Genomic DNA, 15,827 nt, shown 5'->3' with positions numbered 1-15,827 from the left:
GCGGCAACGATTTTGTTAAGAAACCCCGGTCGGAATTGTCCGGCTGAGAGACAAACACGGAAAAGGAGGGCTGTAATATGGATGTGACACGTCACGACCATCATCGTCAGTACGGCCCTGATTTTGCCCTGCAACAGTAAATTGTGCAGGGCCGATTAAGACTGAAACAAAAGTCTTTTTCTGCCTTTTCCGAAGGCGCAGCTTCAAATGCTGTTGCCGGACATTTGCAAGTACATCGATAAAGCGCTTTGGACGCTGCTCACTTGTGCTTGGCAAAATTGGGCTCATTGCCATGTCTCTTATTTCTGTTCAGAATCTATCGCTTACGCTTCATGAAACACTCTTTGCAAACCTCGATTTCATCGTTGGTGAAGGCGAGCGGTTAGGAATTGTTGCCGCCAATGGTCGTGGAAAGACCAGTCTTTTACGATTAATCGTGGGAGAGGGGGAGCCGACCAGCGGTGTCATTACCCGCTCGCGTGGACTCAAAATCGGCTATGTCAGCCAGTATGTTGCCGATGACCTGATGGACATGTCCTTTTATGACGTTGTGCTTGGAGGATTGGATGAAGACGCACGCGATTATGAAAGCTGGCGCGCCGACATTGTGCTCGACGATCTCAATGTTCCGGCAGAACTGCGTGAACTCTCCATTCGGCAATTGAGCGGTGGCTGGCAGCGACTTGCGCTTCTGGCGCACACATGGGTGTCCGAGCCTGATGTCCTTTTGTTGGACGAGCCGACCAACCATCTTGATCTTGAGAAAGTGCACTTGCTGGAAAACTGGCTTGCTGCACTTCCGCGTTCGGTGGCGGTCATTGTGTGCAGCCATGATCGCGCTTTTCTTGATGAGGTGACGAAGCGCACGCTTTTTCTGCGCGCGGAGAAGTCGTTTGTTTTTGCTTTGCCCTATAGTCAGGCGCGTGTGGCGCTTGATGAAATAGATGCTGCGGATGCGCGTCAGTTTGAAAAGGACATGAAAATTGTCCAGCAATTGCGAAGACAGGCGGCGAAGCTTAACAATATTGGCATCAATTCGGGCAGCGATTTGCTGGTGGTGAAAACCAAGCAACTGCGCGCGCGAGCCGAGAAAATCGAGGAAAGCGCAAAAGCAGCGCATATCGAGCGTTCTGCTGGCACGATCAAGCTCGACGGAAGGGGCAGCCATGCCAAGGCGCTGATCATGATTGATCGGGCCGAGATTGCGACGCCCGATGGCCGCTCTCTTTATAAAACCGATCAGCTTTGGATCAACCCCGGAGATAGAGTCGTGCTGCTGGGTGCCAATGGCACGGGCAAAACGCGGTTATCGACACTGGTTCGCGAAGCAATCATTCAGCCGGAACACTCGCTTACAGGCATCAAGGCGACGCCGTCGCTGGTGCTGGGTTATAGCGATCAGGCTTTATCCGAGCTTAAGGATAACTCAACGCCTTTTGAAACGATCATGAAGCGTTTCGATATTGGCGACCAGCGCGCCCGATCCTTGCTTGCCGGCGCTGGCATGACGCTGGAATTACAGGCCAAGCCGTTGTCGCGGCTTTCAGGAGGGCAGAAGGCGCGTCTTGCCATGTTGGTTTTGCGCCTGACCAAGCCGAATTTCTATATTCTGGATGAACCAACCAATCATCTGGATATTGATGGCCAGGAAGCACTGGAAGCGGAATTGTTAAGTGATGAAACAGCGAGCCTGATTGTCTCGCATGACCGCAGTTTCGTGCGTAACGTTGGCAATCGTTTTTGGGTAATTGACAGAAAAAGGCTGATTGAGGTGGATAGTCCAGAGATTTTCTTTGAAGCCGCTCAAGGTCGATAAGCGCATACTCTTGCTGGTCCTTGCCCCGCTCCGATAGGACTCAAGCTCTAAATCGATTAAGAGCTTGAGTGCTAAATCTTTTTAGCGTTCTTTCCGTTGCTCGTGCCGCTTTCACTTGCGGAGAGCGAGGGACTTTGACAAAAGATTGGCATAATGGCGCTATCGGCAGCGACACTAGGAAGCGACACTGGCGTTATACGAACGCAGCAACGTAATTCAAATTCGGGACTTTGTTCACATGGCTAAGAATGCAGAACAGCAACCTCATGGATTGGCTCATGGACTTGATCGTATTCTGACGCTGGAACTGGTCCGCGTGGCTGAGCGCGCAGCCGTAGCCGCAGCGCGCCTGCGTGGACGTGGCGATGAAATGGCTGCCGATCAGGCAGCGGTTGATGCCATGCGTCAGGAACTCAACCGCCTGCCGATTGCTGGTACGGTTGTGATCGGTGAAGGCGAACGCGATGAAGCGCCCATGCTTTATATCGGTGAGGAAGTTGGCACCAAACAGGGGCCTGATGTCGATATCGCGCTTGATCCGCTGGAAGGCACAACGATTTGCGCCAAGAACCTGCCGAATTCGCTGGCAGTTATTGCCATCGCTGAAAAGGGCAATCTGCTCTATGCGCCAGATGTTTACATGGAAAAGATTGCTGTTGGTCCGGGCTATTCAAAGGGCGTTGTCGATCTTGATGCGACGCCGACGGATAACATCATGGCGCTTGCCAAGGCCAAGGGTGTGCAGCCGCACGAAATCACGGCCTGTATCATGGATCGCCCGCGCCATGCTCGATTGATTGAAGAAGTGCGTGCAACGGGCGCTTCTATTCGTCTGATCGGTGACGGTGACGTTGCTGGTGTGATGCATACGACAAACCCCGATGAAACCGGGATCGATATTTACATCGGTATTGGCGGTGCGCCGGAAGGTGTGCTGGCTGCGGCCGCTTTGCGCTGTATGGGTGGTCAGATGCAGGGGCGTCTTCAGCTCAACTCCGATGAAAAGATTGCGCGCGCGGCGAAGATGGGCATTTCCGACCCGAAGAAAATCTATACGATGGAAGAAATGGCAAAGGGTGACGTGTTGTTTGCTGCAACTGGCGTCACCGATGGCAATATGCTGTCAGGCGTTAGATTTGCGCGAGATTATATTCAGACACATACAATCGTTATGCGCTCAAGCTCTCAAACGGTTCGTGAAATCAAGGCGAGGCATCAGGATCTTTCAAAGTTTTAAGATCACACAAGGCGGAATGAACAAAGGCGGCATTGCAAAAATGCCGCCTTTTGTGTCTTTAAGAACGCATGACAACAGAACGCTATTTTCTTGGTATCCGCAAATCAGTCACTGGCCAGAAATGGATGGACCGGCTTGGTCCGCGTGAGGCCAACATAGCGCTTGCCATAGCGCAGCATCATGGCATCTCCGATCTGGTATCACGGGTGCTTGCAGGCCGCGGAGTTACGGTGGAAGGTGCGCCGGAATTTATCGATCCGAGCTTGCGCAATTTGATGCCGGATCCTGCTACGCTGACCGATATGGATAAGGCCGCCAACCGGATTGCCGACGCCATTATGCGACGCGAAACCGTTGCAATTTTTGGCGATTATGATGTCGATGGCGCGTGTTCATCTGCATTGATGGCGCGGTTTCTGAAACATTATGGCATTGCGCATTCGATCTATATTCCAGATCGTATTTTTGAAGGCTATGGTCCGAACCCTGATGCCATGCGCGAATTGGTTGGCAAAGGCGCATCACTGATTGTGACGGTGGATTGCGGCACCAACAGCGCACCGTCCATCACTGCCGCGAAAGAAGCGGGTGCCGACGTTGTGGTTCTCGATCACCATCAGGTTGGTGGCGATTTGCCGGACGACGCGGTGGCGATTGTCAATCCGAACCGGGAAGACGATATTTCGCGGCAAGAGCATCTTTGCGCCGCTGGTGTGGTGTTTCTGACACTTGTTCAGGTGACAAAAATCCTGCGTGAGCGCGGCAAAGGAGCCGGGCCGGATCTTCTCTCGCTGCTGGATCTTGTGGCACTTGCTACTGTTTGTGACGTCGTGCCGTTAAAGGGCGTTAATCGTGCTTTTGTTGTGAAAGGTCTATTGGTTGCGCGCAGCCAGAGCAATGCCGGGCTTGCAGCACTTGGCCGTGTTTCGCGCATTGGCGAACCGCTCAATGTCTTTCATTTAGGCTATCTGATTGGCCCACGTATCAATGCGGGTGGCCGTATTGGCGATGCGGGACTGGGCGCGCGTCTGTTGACATTGGATGATCCTGTTGCAGCCGATCCGATTGCGGTTGAGCTCGACAGGCTCAATCAGGAACGGCAGGCGATGGAGGCCGAAATGCTGATTGAGGCGGAGGCGGAGGCCGCGCTTGAACTTTCCGGTGGTGCTGGCGCCTCGGTGATTGTGACGGCGAGTGATCGCTGGCATCCGGGTATTGTCGGGCTTCTCGCGTCACGTCTTAAAGAGAAAGCGCGTCGCCCGGCATTTGCCATTTCATTTAATGTGAATGGTGTTGGTTCCGGGTCTGGACGCTCCATTTCCGGGCTTGATCTTGGTAAACTCGTTCGCGGCGCTGTGGAGCGGGGATTGCTGGTTAAGGGCGGTGGACATGCCATGGCCGCTGGCATCACCATTGAACGCAGCAAACTTGGTGCGCTTCGCGCATATTTTGAGGAGGAATCGGCTGATATTGTCGCGCGTCTGCGGGAAAATCAGAGCCTTTCCATTGATGGTGCGGTGGCTGCATCAGGCGCGACCGTCTCGCTTTATGAATCTTTACAAAAGGCGGGACCATTCGGTTCGGCGCATCCGCAGCCGGTTCTGGCTCTCCCACATCACATTCTTGCCGATGTTCGCGGTGTGGGACGGGACCATGTGCGCGTTGCCTTGCGCGGTGCAGACGGCAAACGCGTCAATGCTATCGCATTCCGCGCTGCCGAAGGCGATCTGGGGCGGTTTTTGTTCAATAATATCGGTCAAAGCGTCCATATTGTTGGCAATCTGTCGCTCAATCACTGGAATGGTTCAGTCACTCCTCAGATACAGATTCTGGATGCGGCTGTGCCTATTTGAATTTTCTCAACTTTTTTGCCTTCACGCTCTTGTGAAAACGGGGGATGAATTCCCATATAATCACGGACTAAAATATTCTGTGATGTTTCACTTGGGAGATACTTATGCCGGGTTCCGGAAACCGCCTGACCAAACTGACCGCTGCAATGGTCCTTGGGCTGATCGCCTCTTTTGCCGCTGTCGATTTCGCCGAGGCTCGCCGTGCAGGCGGGGGCGGTTTTGGTAGTCGCGGTGCGCGCACCTATCAGGCACCGGCGCCGACACGCACTGCGCCAAACAATGCAGCACCGGTTGAGCGTTCGATGACGCCCAACACGGGTGCACAACAGACCAATCGTCCGGGCGCTGCAGCGGGCACGCAGAACGCAGCGGCAGCACGTTCAGGCGGTATGTTCGGCAATTTTGGCCGTTCGATGCTCGGTGGCCTTCTTGTCGGTGGTCTGATTGGCATGTTGCTCGGTAACGGCCTTGGCGGTCTTGCCGGTATGTTTGGCCTGTTGTTGCAGGTTGCCGTCATTGCGCTCATTGCCATGTTTGTGATGCGTATGTTTGCCAATCGTCGTCAGACGGCGGCAGCGGGTGCTGGCAATGCAGGCGCGCAGCCGTTCGGTGCTGCCAAGAGTGCTGCGCCGCAGGCAGGCTTTGGTGCACGCACACCATCGGTCAATCCTTTTCAAGTCAAGCAGGCCGAAACACCTGCGGCGAACGCTGTTGAGGAGTCGCCTTTGGAAATTGGTCAGGAAGAGCTTGATCGTTTTGAGCAGATGCTGGCCGAAATCCAGACCGCCTATGGTCGCGAGGATTATGCGGCGCTGCGCAAGCTCGCAACGCCGGAAGCCATGTCTTATCTGGCTGAGGAACTCGGCGAGATCGCCTCAAGCGGTATGCGTAATGAAGTCAAAGATGTGAAGCTGCTTCAGGGTGACGTTTCCGAAGCATGGCGCGAAGGCAATGTCGATTATGCGACGGTTGCTATGCGCTATTCCGCAATCGACGTCATGCTGGATCGCAATACGGGCGCGGTTGTTGAAGGCAATCCTGATGAGCCGGTTGAAAGCGTAGAAGTCTGGACGTTCACGCGTGTCGATGGTGGGAATTGGCTGCTGTCGGCCATTCAAGGCACCGGATAAACATAAAAAGCCCGGTCGCGAGACCGGGCTTTTTGCTTACCAGCTGCCGATATTTTCGGCGGAAGCCCATGGCTCCTGCGGGGCAAGGCGTTCGCCCTTCTGAATCAACTCAATAGAAATACCATCGGGTGATTTGATGAAGGCCATGTGCCCGTCGCGTGGCGGACGGTTGATGGTGACACCTGCATCTTTCAACGTCTGGCAGGTTTCGTAGATATTATCGACCTCATAGGCGAGATGGCCGAAATTGCGGCCGCCCGTATAGGTTTCAGGGTCCCAGTTATAGGTCAGTTCAAGCTCCGGTGCGCGTTCTGCTTGGGCTTTGTCTTTATCCGACGGCGCGGCAAGAAAGATCAGCGTGAATCGGCCTTTCTCATTTTCTGTGCGGCGTGTTTCTTCAAGGCCAAACTTGTTCACATAAAAGTCGAGCGATTCATCGATGTCTTTAATTCTGACCATCGTGTGCAGATAGCGCATAGTCTTCTCCTGTTTCGCATGTTGGAGCAATCATAAAGCAATTTATGGATAGGTGGCGCGTGAAAATGACAAGTCAACAAGTTGTCGAACGCCCATGCCGCCATATGTTTTTGGCAGGTAAGGTTTCTATTTTGGAAATTTAGGAATTAACGATGAATATACAAAGCCTGTGGTCATCTTCAAAACTGTAAAAGTTTAGACTTGCCGCCTATGGTTAAGGAAGTGTTATTCTTTGGGCAAGAATCAGGTGAGAGTCGCAACGGAACACAAAGAGGAGGGGCGAGCGCATGGCAGATAAATCTGTGTCGAATGACCAGTTTCGCAGTCAGGCCTCCTCAGAAGAGCTAGGCGATCTTGTTGAAGTGTCGGGCCGCATTAAATGGTTTGATGTGGCAAAGGGTTACGGTTTTATCGTGCCCGACCAGCCCGGTGTTTCCGATATTCTCTTGCATGTGACCACGCTTCGCCGTGATGGTTTCCAAACTGCGCTGGAAGGGGCGCGCATAGTTTGCGAAGTTCGTAACGGTGATCGGGGGATGCAATGTTTCCGTGTTCTTTCCATGGATACAACCACCGCAATTCATCCTGCGGAGATGCCGCCGCAGCGTACACATGTGACGGTTACGCCATCAAGCGGTCTTGAGCGCGTCATTGTGAAGTGGTTCAACCGTACCAAAGGCTTCGGTTTTCTTACGCGCGGCGAGGGCACAGAAGACATTTTCATTCATATGGAGACGCTCCGTCGTTTTGGTATGATGGAACTGCGCCCCGGACAGGTCGTCCTCATTCGTTTCGGCAATGGCGATAAAGGGTTGATGGCGGCCGAAATTCATCCGGATATTGGTACGGTTATACCCGTTTCGCACTGATTTCATCCGTTTCATGCTCTTTCACAAGCCCGTGACTGCGCTTGTCGCGCTGGCAGCGCGTTGATAATGTTCGACGCTCAATCTTAGCGTCAGGTCGTCAGCACGACCTTTTGATGCCTGTTAGCGGGCATGAATATGAGCAATCAGGATAAATCGACATATGGGCCGCATACTTTTTGTTTTCGCATTTATCTTCTTTGCGGTTTCCGCCCATGCGCAGGAAACCAAGCCGATGCTTTTGCCACTGGATAAAGAGCCGCTGACTTTCATTACGGCGCAGGGCAAGGCGTCATTCAGGCTGGAAATTGCTGATACCGATGAGGCGCGGATGCGCGGATTGATGTGGCGTACCGATTTTCCTAAAGATCGTGCAATGCTGTTTGTTTTTGGTGAAATGCGCGATGTGATGATGTGGATGCAGAATACGCCGTCACCGCTGGACATGGTTTTCCTGGACGATAGCGGCCATGTGTCGGCTATCCATGAAAACGCAGTGCCGTTTTCCGAAGACATTATTTCTTCGCATGGTCCGGCCGCATATGTGGTTGAACTTCTGGCCGGTACTGTTAAACGAACCGGTATAAAGCTTGGTGACAGGGCGATCCACAGAGTGATTTGTGGTGAATGTCGCGGTTAAATCCGCCGGCAACCAAGCTGTCTGAGAAATCAAAGGGAATGCATAATTGAGCGCGCTCGATATTGAATATTTCGAACATGATGGCTTGCGTCTTGCTTATCGTCAGGACGGAGAGGGCGATCCCATCCTGCTTATTCATGGTTTTGCGTCCTCAAGCCTCGTCAACTGGGTGTCACCGGGTTGGTTTCGCACTTTGACAGAAGCTGGCTATCGCGTGATTGCCATTGACAATCGCGGGCATGGTTTTTCGGACAAAAGCCATGATGCTGCGGACTATACGCCAAGCGTTATGGCAGGCGATGCGGCCGCATTGCTTGATCATCTTGGCATCGAAAAGGCCCATGTGATGGGTTATTCCATGGGCGCGCGCATCAGCGCATTTCTGGCAATTGAGCATCCCGAACGGGTTCACAGCGTTGTTTTTGGCGGACTTGGCATTGGTATGGTGACGGGTGCGGGCGACTGGGAGCCGATTGGCGAAGCGCTGCTTGCAGACGATCCATCGACAATCACGCATCCGCGGGGGCTGATGTTCCGCAAATTTGCGGATCAGACCAAAAGCGATCGTATTGCGCTGGCAGCCTGTGTCATTACCTCCAAGGAACTGGTTTCTGCCGAGGCAATTGCACGCATCATGCAGCCGGTCCTTGTTGCCGTCGGCACGACAGATGACATTGCCGGAAGTGCTCAGGAATTGGCCGATATGCTGCCAAACGGTCAGGCGCTCGACATTCCTGACCGTGATCATATGTTGGCGGTGGGGGACAAAGTCTATAAGAAAGGCGTGTTGACCTTTCTGGAGGATCATCCTCTTTGAGTTTTGACCAACGGTATCAACCAGATTTACGCGGTGTCAAGGCGAAGCGTTTTGAGATATGTTAACAGCCGAATGCGCATTGCAGGACAGGCATAGGGCAAAGACAGTGGTCTGCTATCTGCGATCAGCAAAATTGGAGTATGCATGATGTCCGTTCGCTCGAACGCAAAATTGTCACCTTCGCTGGGGCAAGTTGATCCGATCTGGCATTCCATTCGCGCTGAAGCGGAGGAAGCGGCAAAGAACGACCCGGTGCTTGGAACGTTTCTCTACGCGACGATTCTCAATCAGCCGACGCTGGAAGATGCCGTCATGCATCGCATCGCCGAACGCCTTGGTCATGCGGATTTGAGCGCTGATATTCTGCGCCAGACTTTTGACGCGATGCTGGAGGCCAATCCGCAGTGGTCGCACATTGTGCGCGTCGATATTCAGGCGGTTTATGATCGCGATCCGGCTTACAGCCGCTTCATGGACCCTATTCTTTATCTCAAAGGGTTTCATGCCATTCAGACACACCGTTTGGCGCATTGGCTCTATAAAGAAGGCCGCAAGGACTTTGCTTATTATCTGCAAAGCCGCTCGTCTTCGATTTTCCAGACCGATATTCATCCAGCCGCCCAATTTGGCAGCGGGTTGTTCCTTGATCATGCGACCGGGCTTGTGGTGGGTGAAACAGCCGTTATTGAAGATAACGTGTCCATCCTGCATGGCGTGACGCTTGGCGGCACGGGCAAGGCGAGTGGAGACAGACACCCAAAGATTCGTCACGGTGTTCTGATTGGTGCCGGGGCAAAAATTCTTGGCAATATCGAAGTGGGGCATTGCTCAAAGATTGCGGCGGGTTCGGTCGTGCTGAAGCCTGTTCCGCATAATGCGACGGTTGCCGGTGTTCCGGCAAAAGTGGTGGGCGAAAGCGGTTGCTCCGAGCCATCCCGCGTTATGGACCAGATGCTGGGTGAGGCGGCATTCGGAGAACATATGTTTGGCGAAGGTATCTGACCGCTTCATGGATCAAAAATACCGCCTTCTGGCTTTTTAGCAGAGGTGGCCTATATCATGCTTACATAATCATAACTATGCGTGCATGCGTTTCGTGACGCGTGCGTTAATGCTTTACATTGGATAATGGCGGGTGCATTAAACCGGCCTTAAATCAGTAGCAGGAGAAGCCGGTTGAAACCCGAAGAACTCAAGAAACTCGACGCCTATTTCAAGCGGACTTTCAATAATCCCGGCCTTCAGGTTAAGGCGCGCCCACGTAAGGATGATTCCGCTGAGGTCTATCTGGATGACGAGTTCCTGGGGCTTGTCTACAAGGATGAGGACGAAGGCGAACTGTCCTATAATTTCTCAATGGCTATTCTCGACGTCGATCTCTGAGATTTGTAGCCGTTGAATGAGACGCCCTTTCTGCTTGGCAGAGAGGGCTTTTTTTATTCTACGCACGCATTCCGTTCTCAGGATAAATAGCGCATTCTGCCGGGAGATTTCGTGATGGAGGGAAGCCGATGCCAATTTATGTTTATAACGGACATAAGCCAGAATTTGCAGACCGTGCCAGCAACTGGATCGCGCCGGATGCAACGCTGATCGGCAAAGTCGTGGTCGGCGAGAATGCAGGTTTCTGGTTCGGGGCTGTTTTGCGCGGGGATAATGAAACAATTACGGTGGGTGCCGGTACCAATGTGCAGGAACACACCATCATGCATACCGATATTGGTTTTCCGCTGACGATTGGGCAAGGTTGCACGATCGGGCATCGTGCTATCCTGCATGGCTGCACGATCGGTGACAATACGCTGATTGGCATGGGGGCGATTATCCTCAACGGTGCGAAGATTGGCAATAATTGTCTTATTGGCGCTGGTACGCTTGTCACGGAAGGCAAAGAGTTTCCCGATAATTCGCTGATTGTCGGCTCACCAGCACGGGCTATTCGGGAACTTGATTTCGTTGCCGTTGAAAAACTGAAAGCTTCGGCCCAGCACTATGTCGAAAAAGGTCAGTCTTTCATGCGCGGGCTGGAGCCGGCGTAAAAAAGAATCAATCCCATGCAAAGAGGGACGGGGAATGACACCTGTCCCTCTCACACAGCTTTGTTCGGTCATTTAGTTGCGGATGCCGCTGACGAGCAGATCACTGCCAGCCTTGATCGACACCCATGTGCCGGTGTTTGCCGTCGACTGGCGCTTGAGGAATGTGTAGTCGGTATCGTTCCAGGCAAGCACACGTTGATCAAGATTGTCGAGAATGAAATCGCCGCGGTCGGTTCTAACCGTCAGAACAGCGTGGCCTTCACCATTGGGCTGACGCACAACGGTCATCAGCAATGTGTTGGCTGGAATGCCAAGAGCCATCAACTCGCGCCGCTTAAGAAGCATATAGTCGTCACAATCGCCAGCCGTGGTTGGATATTCCCAATATTCCTCCTGGCCCCAGACTTCCATATCGGTGCGCGGCGCGATTTTCTCGTTCACGCTCGCATTCACAGCGACGATTTCCTGCCACAGCTTTTGATTGAGCGTGAGTGGCGCGCTGTTGGAACTGGTGATTTTGCATTCCGATTCGTGGCGCTGACAAAATTCATAATGGCCGATTGGCTGCGATGTGCGTTCGCCGGTCGGCATCCAGTGTGATTTTGATGCGGGGCTTGCGGCTTGCGCAAAAGCCGTTCCCAGAAGGATCAGCAATGCTGCGATGATTGTTTGCTTCGTCATTCTTTTTGTCTCCCTGTTGGAAACAAGAATGCTTGCAAGACTTTGAGAGTGGGAAAATTCAGAGGCGAAAATGCGAATCTAATTTGAATAAAACTGCGCAGGGTTTGGCAAGGTTTTGTTCAGAAACAGCTCATTTGAGCCTATAATAGCATGATTTATGGCGTTTTGATGCCTGAACTGGCCAAAAATAGGGTTTGCCAATCCGTAACCTTAGTGCGCGTTTACCTTTTAGACTTTGCCGCCGGGGATAACCCGCAATCGAGGGATATCGCGCGGTTGTGGCAGGGGTGCCCATCCGCGGCTGCCGTCTGCACCATTCATTGTCATGACGGAGGGTTTACGAATTTCCGGCTTCACGATGAGATCAGGTGCCAGCGGCTCCACGCTGTTGAGATTTCCAAGAACAAGCGGATCAGCACCTGCCCAGGTGACATCATCAAGAATGGCAATACTACCCAGCAGATTGCATTTTCCGCCCTCACTTGGCGAGAGGGGAGCGAGCAGCATCTCAAAAGACAGGCTGCGTCCTGAGAGACTGATACCGTCGTTCTGGCTTAAAGCGGGAATCAACAGTGCATTGACGTTTCGCGCAAGTTCATTGAGGGCAGGGCGATTTCGTTCTGGCCAAAGCGTAAGAAAGCGTGTCGCTTTGAGCTCGCGCCCAAACAGAGCGCAGAGGCGGGTACCGGCAAGACGGAATATCAACTCGCCGGTTTGGTCTTCTTCAAGAAAAAACAGGTCTGACAGATGACGTCCCAGCTTGCGTGGCTCAATTGATTCGCGCAGTGGCGCATGAAGGCTGCCGCTCTGACGTAAGGCCAGTCGCTGCCATTCACTGAAAATTGCCATCGTGCTGCGGTTTTTCATTATGCGCTGCTGCTTACTCTCTGGCCGTTTAACTGGTTTTGGACAGTGCCCGTCGGTCCGCGCATTAAAATAGTATTAACAGCAAGGATGCCAGCTTAACGCTTTGTTCATCCACTGTGCTTGCTCGTTAAGGTTAACAAGAAGTAATTGTTGCAAAAACTCGCTTGTAGCGGTTCTATGAGTTGTCAGAAGAAGTCATTGTCTTGGTTGGCTTTTTCCTGATCTCCAGATTTTGTCTCGTAAATGTCAGACATTTGCGACAAGGCCGTACGGGACCCTCCGGCGGCCTTTATTTTTAACCAATTGTCACTTATCTAGAATGCTTGTTTTGAAAATAGGCAGCGAGCTGGAAAGCGGCGGTTAATGAGTATTCCTCAGCCTGAAATGCGCGAACATACGAATGATTCGAGACGATCGGGCGGTGGTGAGCCGATATTCAACATACCGGGCGTGATTCTCGCGCTGATGGGTATGTGTGCCGCTGTCTATATCTATCAGAATTATCTTATAAGCGAGCAGCGCAACTACGCATTCATGTTGCAGTTTGCTTTGATTCCGGCACGGTTTTCTCTGGCGGGTGGCTTCACCGATCCTGCGGCGCTATTCACGCTTATCAGTTATTCGTTCATGCATGGCGGATTTGCCCATATTGCGGTGAATATGATCTGGCTTGCGGCTTTCGGATCACCGCTTGCTGGTCGTATCGGCACCGGACGTATGCTTGCTTTCTGGGTTCTCACATCGGTCGTCGCCGGATTGACGCATTATGCGATCTATCCCGAAAGCGTTACGCCGCTTGTCGGCGCTTCGGGTGCGATTTCCGGTATGATGGGCGCTGCAGCGCGTTATGGTTTCCGCAGGGTCGGGCATGGGCGCCGTTCGGAGTTTGCCGGACCCGTTTTGCCAGTGGGTTTGACGTTGACCTTAAAGCCGGTGCTGGTTTTCGTGGGTTTCTGGTTTCTTATCAATCTTGCCACAGGTCTTTATTCGACAGGTGGAGCCGGTTTGTCGGGGATTGCGTGGGAAGCACATATTGGTGGCTTCATCGCCGGCTTTTTTGGAATCGCGCTGCTTGATAAGCCGCGAAACTATGATGCCGTTTTAAGGCGCTGAGCTGATTCCTCCCCATTTAGTTCGCTTGCAAAGCAGTCAATCAAAGCGCACCATTGCTGGAACGCAACTGGAGGAGCTGCGTTACAATCATGAGACGTGTTCTCGTGATTGATTGCTGAACCTTGGGAGGGATTTTGGCATGACTGTTAGATCGATTCTCGAAAACAAAGGCAGGGATGTTGTCGTCATCAGACCGGACGACACGCTTTCGCACGCCATTGCTATTCTGGCCCAACATAAAATCGGTGCAATTGTTGCCTGCGATGAAGCCGGACACATCAAAGGCATTCTTTCGGAACGAGATGTGGTTCGCGCAATTGCTTCACAGCAGGAGCAGGTTGGAGCGCGACCTGTTTCTGAATTCATGACGTCGAAAGTACAGGTATGCCGGGAACATCACACGATCAATCAGGTGATGGAGATCATGACGCATAACCGCTTTCGCCATATGCCGGTGGAAGAAGATGGCAAACTTGCGGGAATCATCTCAATCGGTGACGTTGTGAAGCGGCGCATTGAGGATGTGGAACGCGAAGCGGAAGAGATTCGCAGCTATATTGCGACAGCTTAAGGGCAAAGGGCTGATCCGAATCTGGAGCGTATAAAACGCTCAAGATTCGGAATATCAGACAATTATAGGGTTTGCTTTAAGAGCTTTTGTGCGTGCGCAGGTAACGCTCCGCTGCATAAAGCGAAATAGCGGCTGCGTTAGAAACGTTGAGCGACTTGATTTCACCGGGCATGTCCAGTCGCGCTAACGCATTGACTGTTTCGCGCGTCTTCTGGCGCAGGCCTTTGCCTTCAGCACCCAGCACGAGAGCGATGCGATCCCCGGTCAGTGTTGATTCCATCTCCTGTGGGCCTTCCGAATCAAGGCCGATGGTCATGAAACCGAGCGAATGCAGCTCTTCGATTGCATCTGCGAGATTGCGCACTTCGATATGGGGAATCAATTCAAGCGCACCGGAAGCCGCTTTGGCCAGAACGCCACTTTCCTGCGGACTGTGCCGGCTTGTGGTGATGAGCGCACCTGCACCAAAAGCAACTGCCGAGCGAATGATTGCGCCGACATTGTGAGGGTCAGTCACTTGATCAAGCACCAGCAAAAGCGGGCTTTCTTTCAGTTCTGAAAGCTTTTTGTGCCGAAGCGGTTCCGCTTCGATCATAACGCCCTGATGCACAGCATCTGACCCGGTCTCTTTGTCGATGTCTTTTGGCTCGACGATTTCAACAGGGAAGGGCAGGCCCTCCGCTTCACCTATTTCAAGGCGAGCGAAGCCATTGCGTGTGGCGCGCATGCGCAAAATCTTGCGCGCGGGATTCTCTACTGCTGCGCGTACGGTGTGCAGACCGTAAAGACGGACTGTTCCTTCTGCAACGCGACCTGCAGGAATCGGCGCACGCTGCGGCTTGTGCGGCGCCTTGCCTTCATGAGCCGCTTTTTGGTCGCGATGCTCGCGACGCAGGCGCGCATAATGAGAATCTTTTGGGGTACGGGAAGAATTTTGATCGTTCATGGGCTGCTTATATCCTGTCCACAGCGGCGAAGATAGCTTGATCAGAACTAAATGAAGTCAGATTTTTTCTTGTCCAAGTGCCGATAAGCGCGCATTTCCGGGAATTCTGCCGTACACTCAGCCACTGGCACCTGCAACTATTGGAAGGATATGCATTCTTTTCAATTTTATCCTGTTGACAGGAGCGGTTCATATCGGCATAAGCGCCCTCGCAGAACGACGGAACGCTTCCACAGCACACCAGACATTCTGCAGAAAATGCCTAGTTACTCGACTCTGCTGATAGTGATATTAGGAGGAATGCCCGAGCGGTTAAAGGGGACGGACTGTAAATCCGTTGGCTAAGCCTACGTTGGTTCAAATCCAACTTCCTCCACCACTTTCGGATCAGAGTTTAGAGTATGCGGGTATAGCTCAATGGTAGAGCAGCAGCCTTCCAAGCTGAATACACGGGTTCGATTCCCGTTACCCGCTCCAGTTTTTCAAGAGCGGATAGGCGTGTAAGGAATCATCGACGGGCGGTTCGCCGTTCCGTTTTGGCATAAATGTCGGCCTGAAAATCAGATTGATTTTTGTGCTGGCGCTCGAGCGGTTCTAGAACAAAGAGAACAACGGCGATGGCAAAAAGCAAGTTTGAACGTAACAAACCACACGTAAACATCGGCACGATTGGTCACGTTGACCATGGTAAAACGTCGCTGACCGCAGCAATCACCAAGTACTTCGGCGATTTCAAAGCGTATGACCAGATCGACGCTGCGCCAGAAGAAAAGG

General features: G+C 52.6%; 18 protein-coding genes and 2 tRNA genes. 15 read left to right on the top strand and 5 right to left on the bottom strand.

The genetic code is table 11. From position 1 onward, the window contains the following. Positions 1-15: 15 nt before the first annotated feature. Positions 16-288, bottom strand: a complete 273-nt coding sequence (locus tag OPR82_RS12960) for a hypothetical protein (RefSeq protein WP_265985263.1) — start codon at positions 286-288, stop codon at positions 16-18. Positions 289-292: 4 nt separating this feature from the next. Here OPR82_RS12960 and OPR82_RS12955 point away from each other — a divergent pair, with 4 nt between their 5' ends. The 4 genes from OPR82_RS12955 (at position 293) to OPR82_RS12940 (ending at position 6,036) form a co-directional block, all read left to right on the top strand. Beyond that, positions 293-1,816 (top strand): ABC-F family ATP-binding cassette domain-containing protein, encoded by a 1,524-nt coding sequence (locus OPR82_RS12955; protein WP_265985261.1) that lies wholly within the window; start codon positions 293-295, stop codon positions 1,814-1,816. Positions 1,817-2,054: 238 nt separating this feature from the next. Next, positions 2,055-3,053 (top strand): class II fructose-bisphosphatase, encoded by a 999-nt coding sequence (glpX, locus tag OPR82_RS12950; RefSeq protein ID WP_265985259.1) that lies wholly within the window; start codon positions 2,055-2,057, stop codon positions 3,051-3,053. A gap of 68 nt (positions 3,054-3,121) precedes the next feature. After that, entirely contained in the window at positions 3,122-4,906 is a 1,785-nt protein-coding gene (gene recJ, locus OPR82_RS12945) for a single-stranded-DNA-specific exonuclease RecJ (protein ID WP_265985257.1), read from the top strand. Positions 4,907-5,010: 104 nt separating this feature from the next. Beyond that, a complete protein-coding gene (locus OPR82_RS12940; protein WP_265985255.1) occupies positions 5,011-6,036 on the top strand; it encodes a Tim44 domain-containing protein in 1,026 nt (341 codons plus the stop codon). A 36-nt stretch (positions 6,037-6,072) separates the two neighbouring features. On the opposite strand, the gene gloA is transcribed toward OPR82_RS12940, so the two are convergent. Beyond that, positions 6,073-6,513: a lactoylglutathione lyase gene (gloA, locus tag OPR82_RS12935; RefSeq protein WP_265985254.1), complete on the bottom strand. Its 441-nt coding sequence runs from the start codon at positions 6,511-6,513 to the stop codon at positions 6,073-6,075. 287 nt (positions 6,514-6,800) lie between these two features. Here gloA and OPR82_RS12930 point away from each other — a divergent pair, with 287 nt between their 5' ends. The 6 genes from OPR82_RS12930 (at position 6,801) to OPR82_RS12905 (ending at position 10,875) form a co-directional block, all read left to right on the top strand. Next, positions 6,801-7,382, top strand: a complete 582-nt coding sequence (locus tag OPR82_RS12930) for a cold-shock protein (RefSeq protein ID WP_265985252.1) — start codon at positions 6,801-6,803, stop codon at positions 7,380-7,382. A gap of 160 nt (positions 7,383-7,542) precedes the next feature. Next, a complete protein-coding gene (locus OPR82_RS12925) occupies positions 7,543-8,019 on the top strand; it encodes a DUF192 domain-containing protein (protein WP_265985249.1) in 477 nt (158 codons plus the stop codon). A gap of 46 nt (positions 8,020-8,065) precedes the next feature. Beyond that, complete coding sequence (locus OPR82_RS12920; protein ID WP_265985247.1) at positions 8,066-8,836, top strand: alpha/beta fold hydrolase; 771 nt, start codon at positions 8,066-8,068, stop codon at positions 8,834-8,836. A 147-nt stretch (positions 8,837-8,983) separates the two neighbouring features. Beyond that, positions 8,984-9,838: a serine O-acetyltransferase gene (gene cysE, locus OPR82_RS12915; RefSeq protein WP_265985478.1), complete on the top strand. Its 855-nt coding sequence runs from the start codon at positions 8,984-8,986 to the stop codon at positions 9,836-9,838. 174 nt (positions 9,839-10,012) lie between these two features. Continuing rightward, positions 10,013-10,219 carry a DUF3126 family protein gene (locus tag OPR82_RS12910; protein ID WP_007875463.1) on the top strand — a complete coding sequence of 69 codons (207 nt, stop codon included), beginning with the start codon at positions 10,013-10,015 and terminating at the stop codon, positions 10,217-10,219. Positions 10,220-10,347: 128 nt separating this feature from the next. Continuing rightward, the gene (locus OPR82_RS12905) at positions 10,348-10,875 is read left to right on the top strand and encodes a gamma carbonic anhydrase family protein (RefSeq protein ID WP_265985244.1); all 528 of its coding nucleotides are present in this window, start codon (positions 10,348-10,350) and stop codon (positions 10,873-10,875) included. A 72-nt stretch (positions 10,876-10,947) separates the two neighbouring features. Here OPR82_RS12905 and OPR82_RS12900 read toward each other — a convergent pair whose 3' ends face one another. Both OPR82_RS12900 and OPR82_RS12895 read right to left on the bottom strand, forming a co-directional pair. Then, positions 10,948-11,556, bottom strand: a complete 609-nt coding sequence (locus tag OPR82_RS12900) for a transglutaminase-like cysteine peptidase (protein ID WP_265985242.1) — start codon at positions 11,554-11,556, stop codon at positions 10,948-10,950. 228 nt (positions 11,557-11,784) lie between these two features. Further along, entirely contained in the window at positions 11,785-12,423 is a 639-nt protein-coding gene (locus OPR82_RS12895) for a PAS domain-containing protein (RefSeq protein WP_265985240.1), read from the bottom strand. A gap of 363 nt (positions 12,424-12,786) precedes the next feature. Here OPR82_RS12895 and OPR82_RS12890 point away from each other — a divergent pair, with 363 nt between their 5' ends. Continuing rightward, complete coding sequence (locus OPR82_RS12890) at positions 12,787-13,536, top strand: rhomboid family intramembrane serine protease (RefSeq protein ID WP_265985238.1); 750 nt, start codon at positions 12,787-12,789, stop codon at positions 13,534-13,536. 139 nt (positions 13,537-13,675) lie between these two features. Further along, complete coding sequence (locus OPR82_RS12885) at positions 13,676-14,107, top strand: CBS domain-containing protein (protein WP_265985236.1); 432 nt, start codon at positions 13,676-13,678, stop codon at positions 14,105-14,107. Between the two features lie 76 nt (positions 14,108-14,183). On the opposite strand, the gene rlmB is transcribed toward OPR82_RS12885, so the two are convergent. Then, the gene (gene rlmB, locus OPR82_RS12880) at positions 14,184-15,053 is read right to left on the bottom strand and encodes a 23S rRNA (guanosine(2251)-2'-O)-methyltransferase RlmB (RefSeq protein WP_265985234.1); all 870 of its coding nucleotides are present in this window, start codon (positions 15,051-15,053) and stop codon (positions 14,184-14,186) included. A 294-nt stretch (positions 15,054-15,347) separates the two neighbouring features. Between rlmB and OPR82_RS12875 the strand changes: the two genes are divergently transcribed. From OPR82_RS12875 to OPR82_RS12865, 3 genes are all read left to right on the top strand, one after another. Then, a tRNA-Tyr gene (locus OPR82_RS12875) sits at positions 15,348-15,432 on the top strand. Between the two features lie 24 nt (positions 15,433-15,456). Next, a tRNA-Gly gene (locus OPR82_RS12870) sits at positions 15,457-15,530 on the top strand. A 140-nt stretch (positions 15,531-15,670) separates the two neighbouring features. Then, the coding region (locus OPR82_RS12865; RefSeq protein WP_265985477.1) for a GTP-binding protein at positions 15,671-15,827 on the top strand (157 nt) is incomplete at its 3' end.

The sequence above is a fragment of the Ochrobactrum chromiisoli genome (assembly GCF_026241335.1).
In the GTDB taxonomy this organism is placed as follows: Bacteria; Pseudomonadota; Alphaproteobacteria; order Rhizobiales; family Rhizobiaceae; genus Brucella; species Brucella chromiisoli.
The sequence above is the reverse complement of the archived record's forward strand: the minus strand, read 5'-3'. Positions and strand labels throughout refer to the sequence as shown.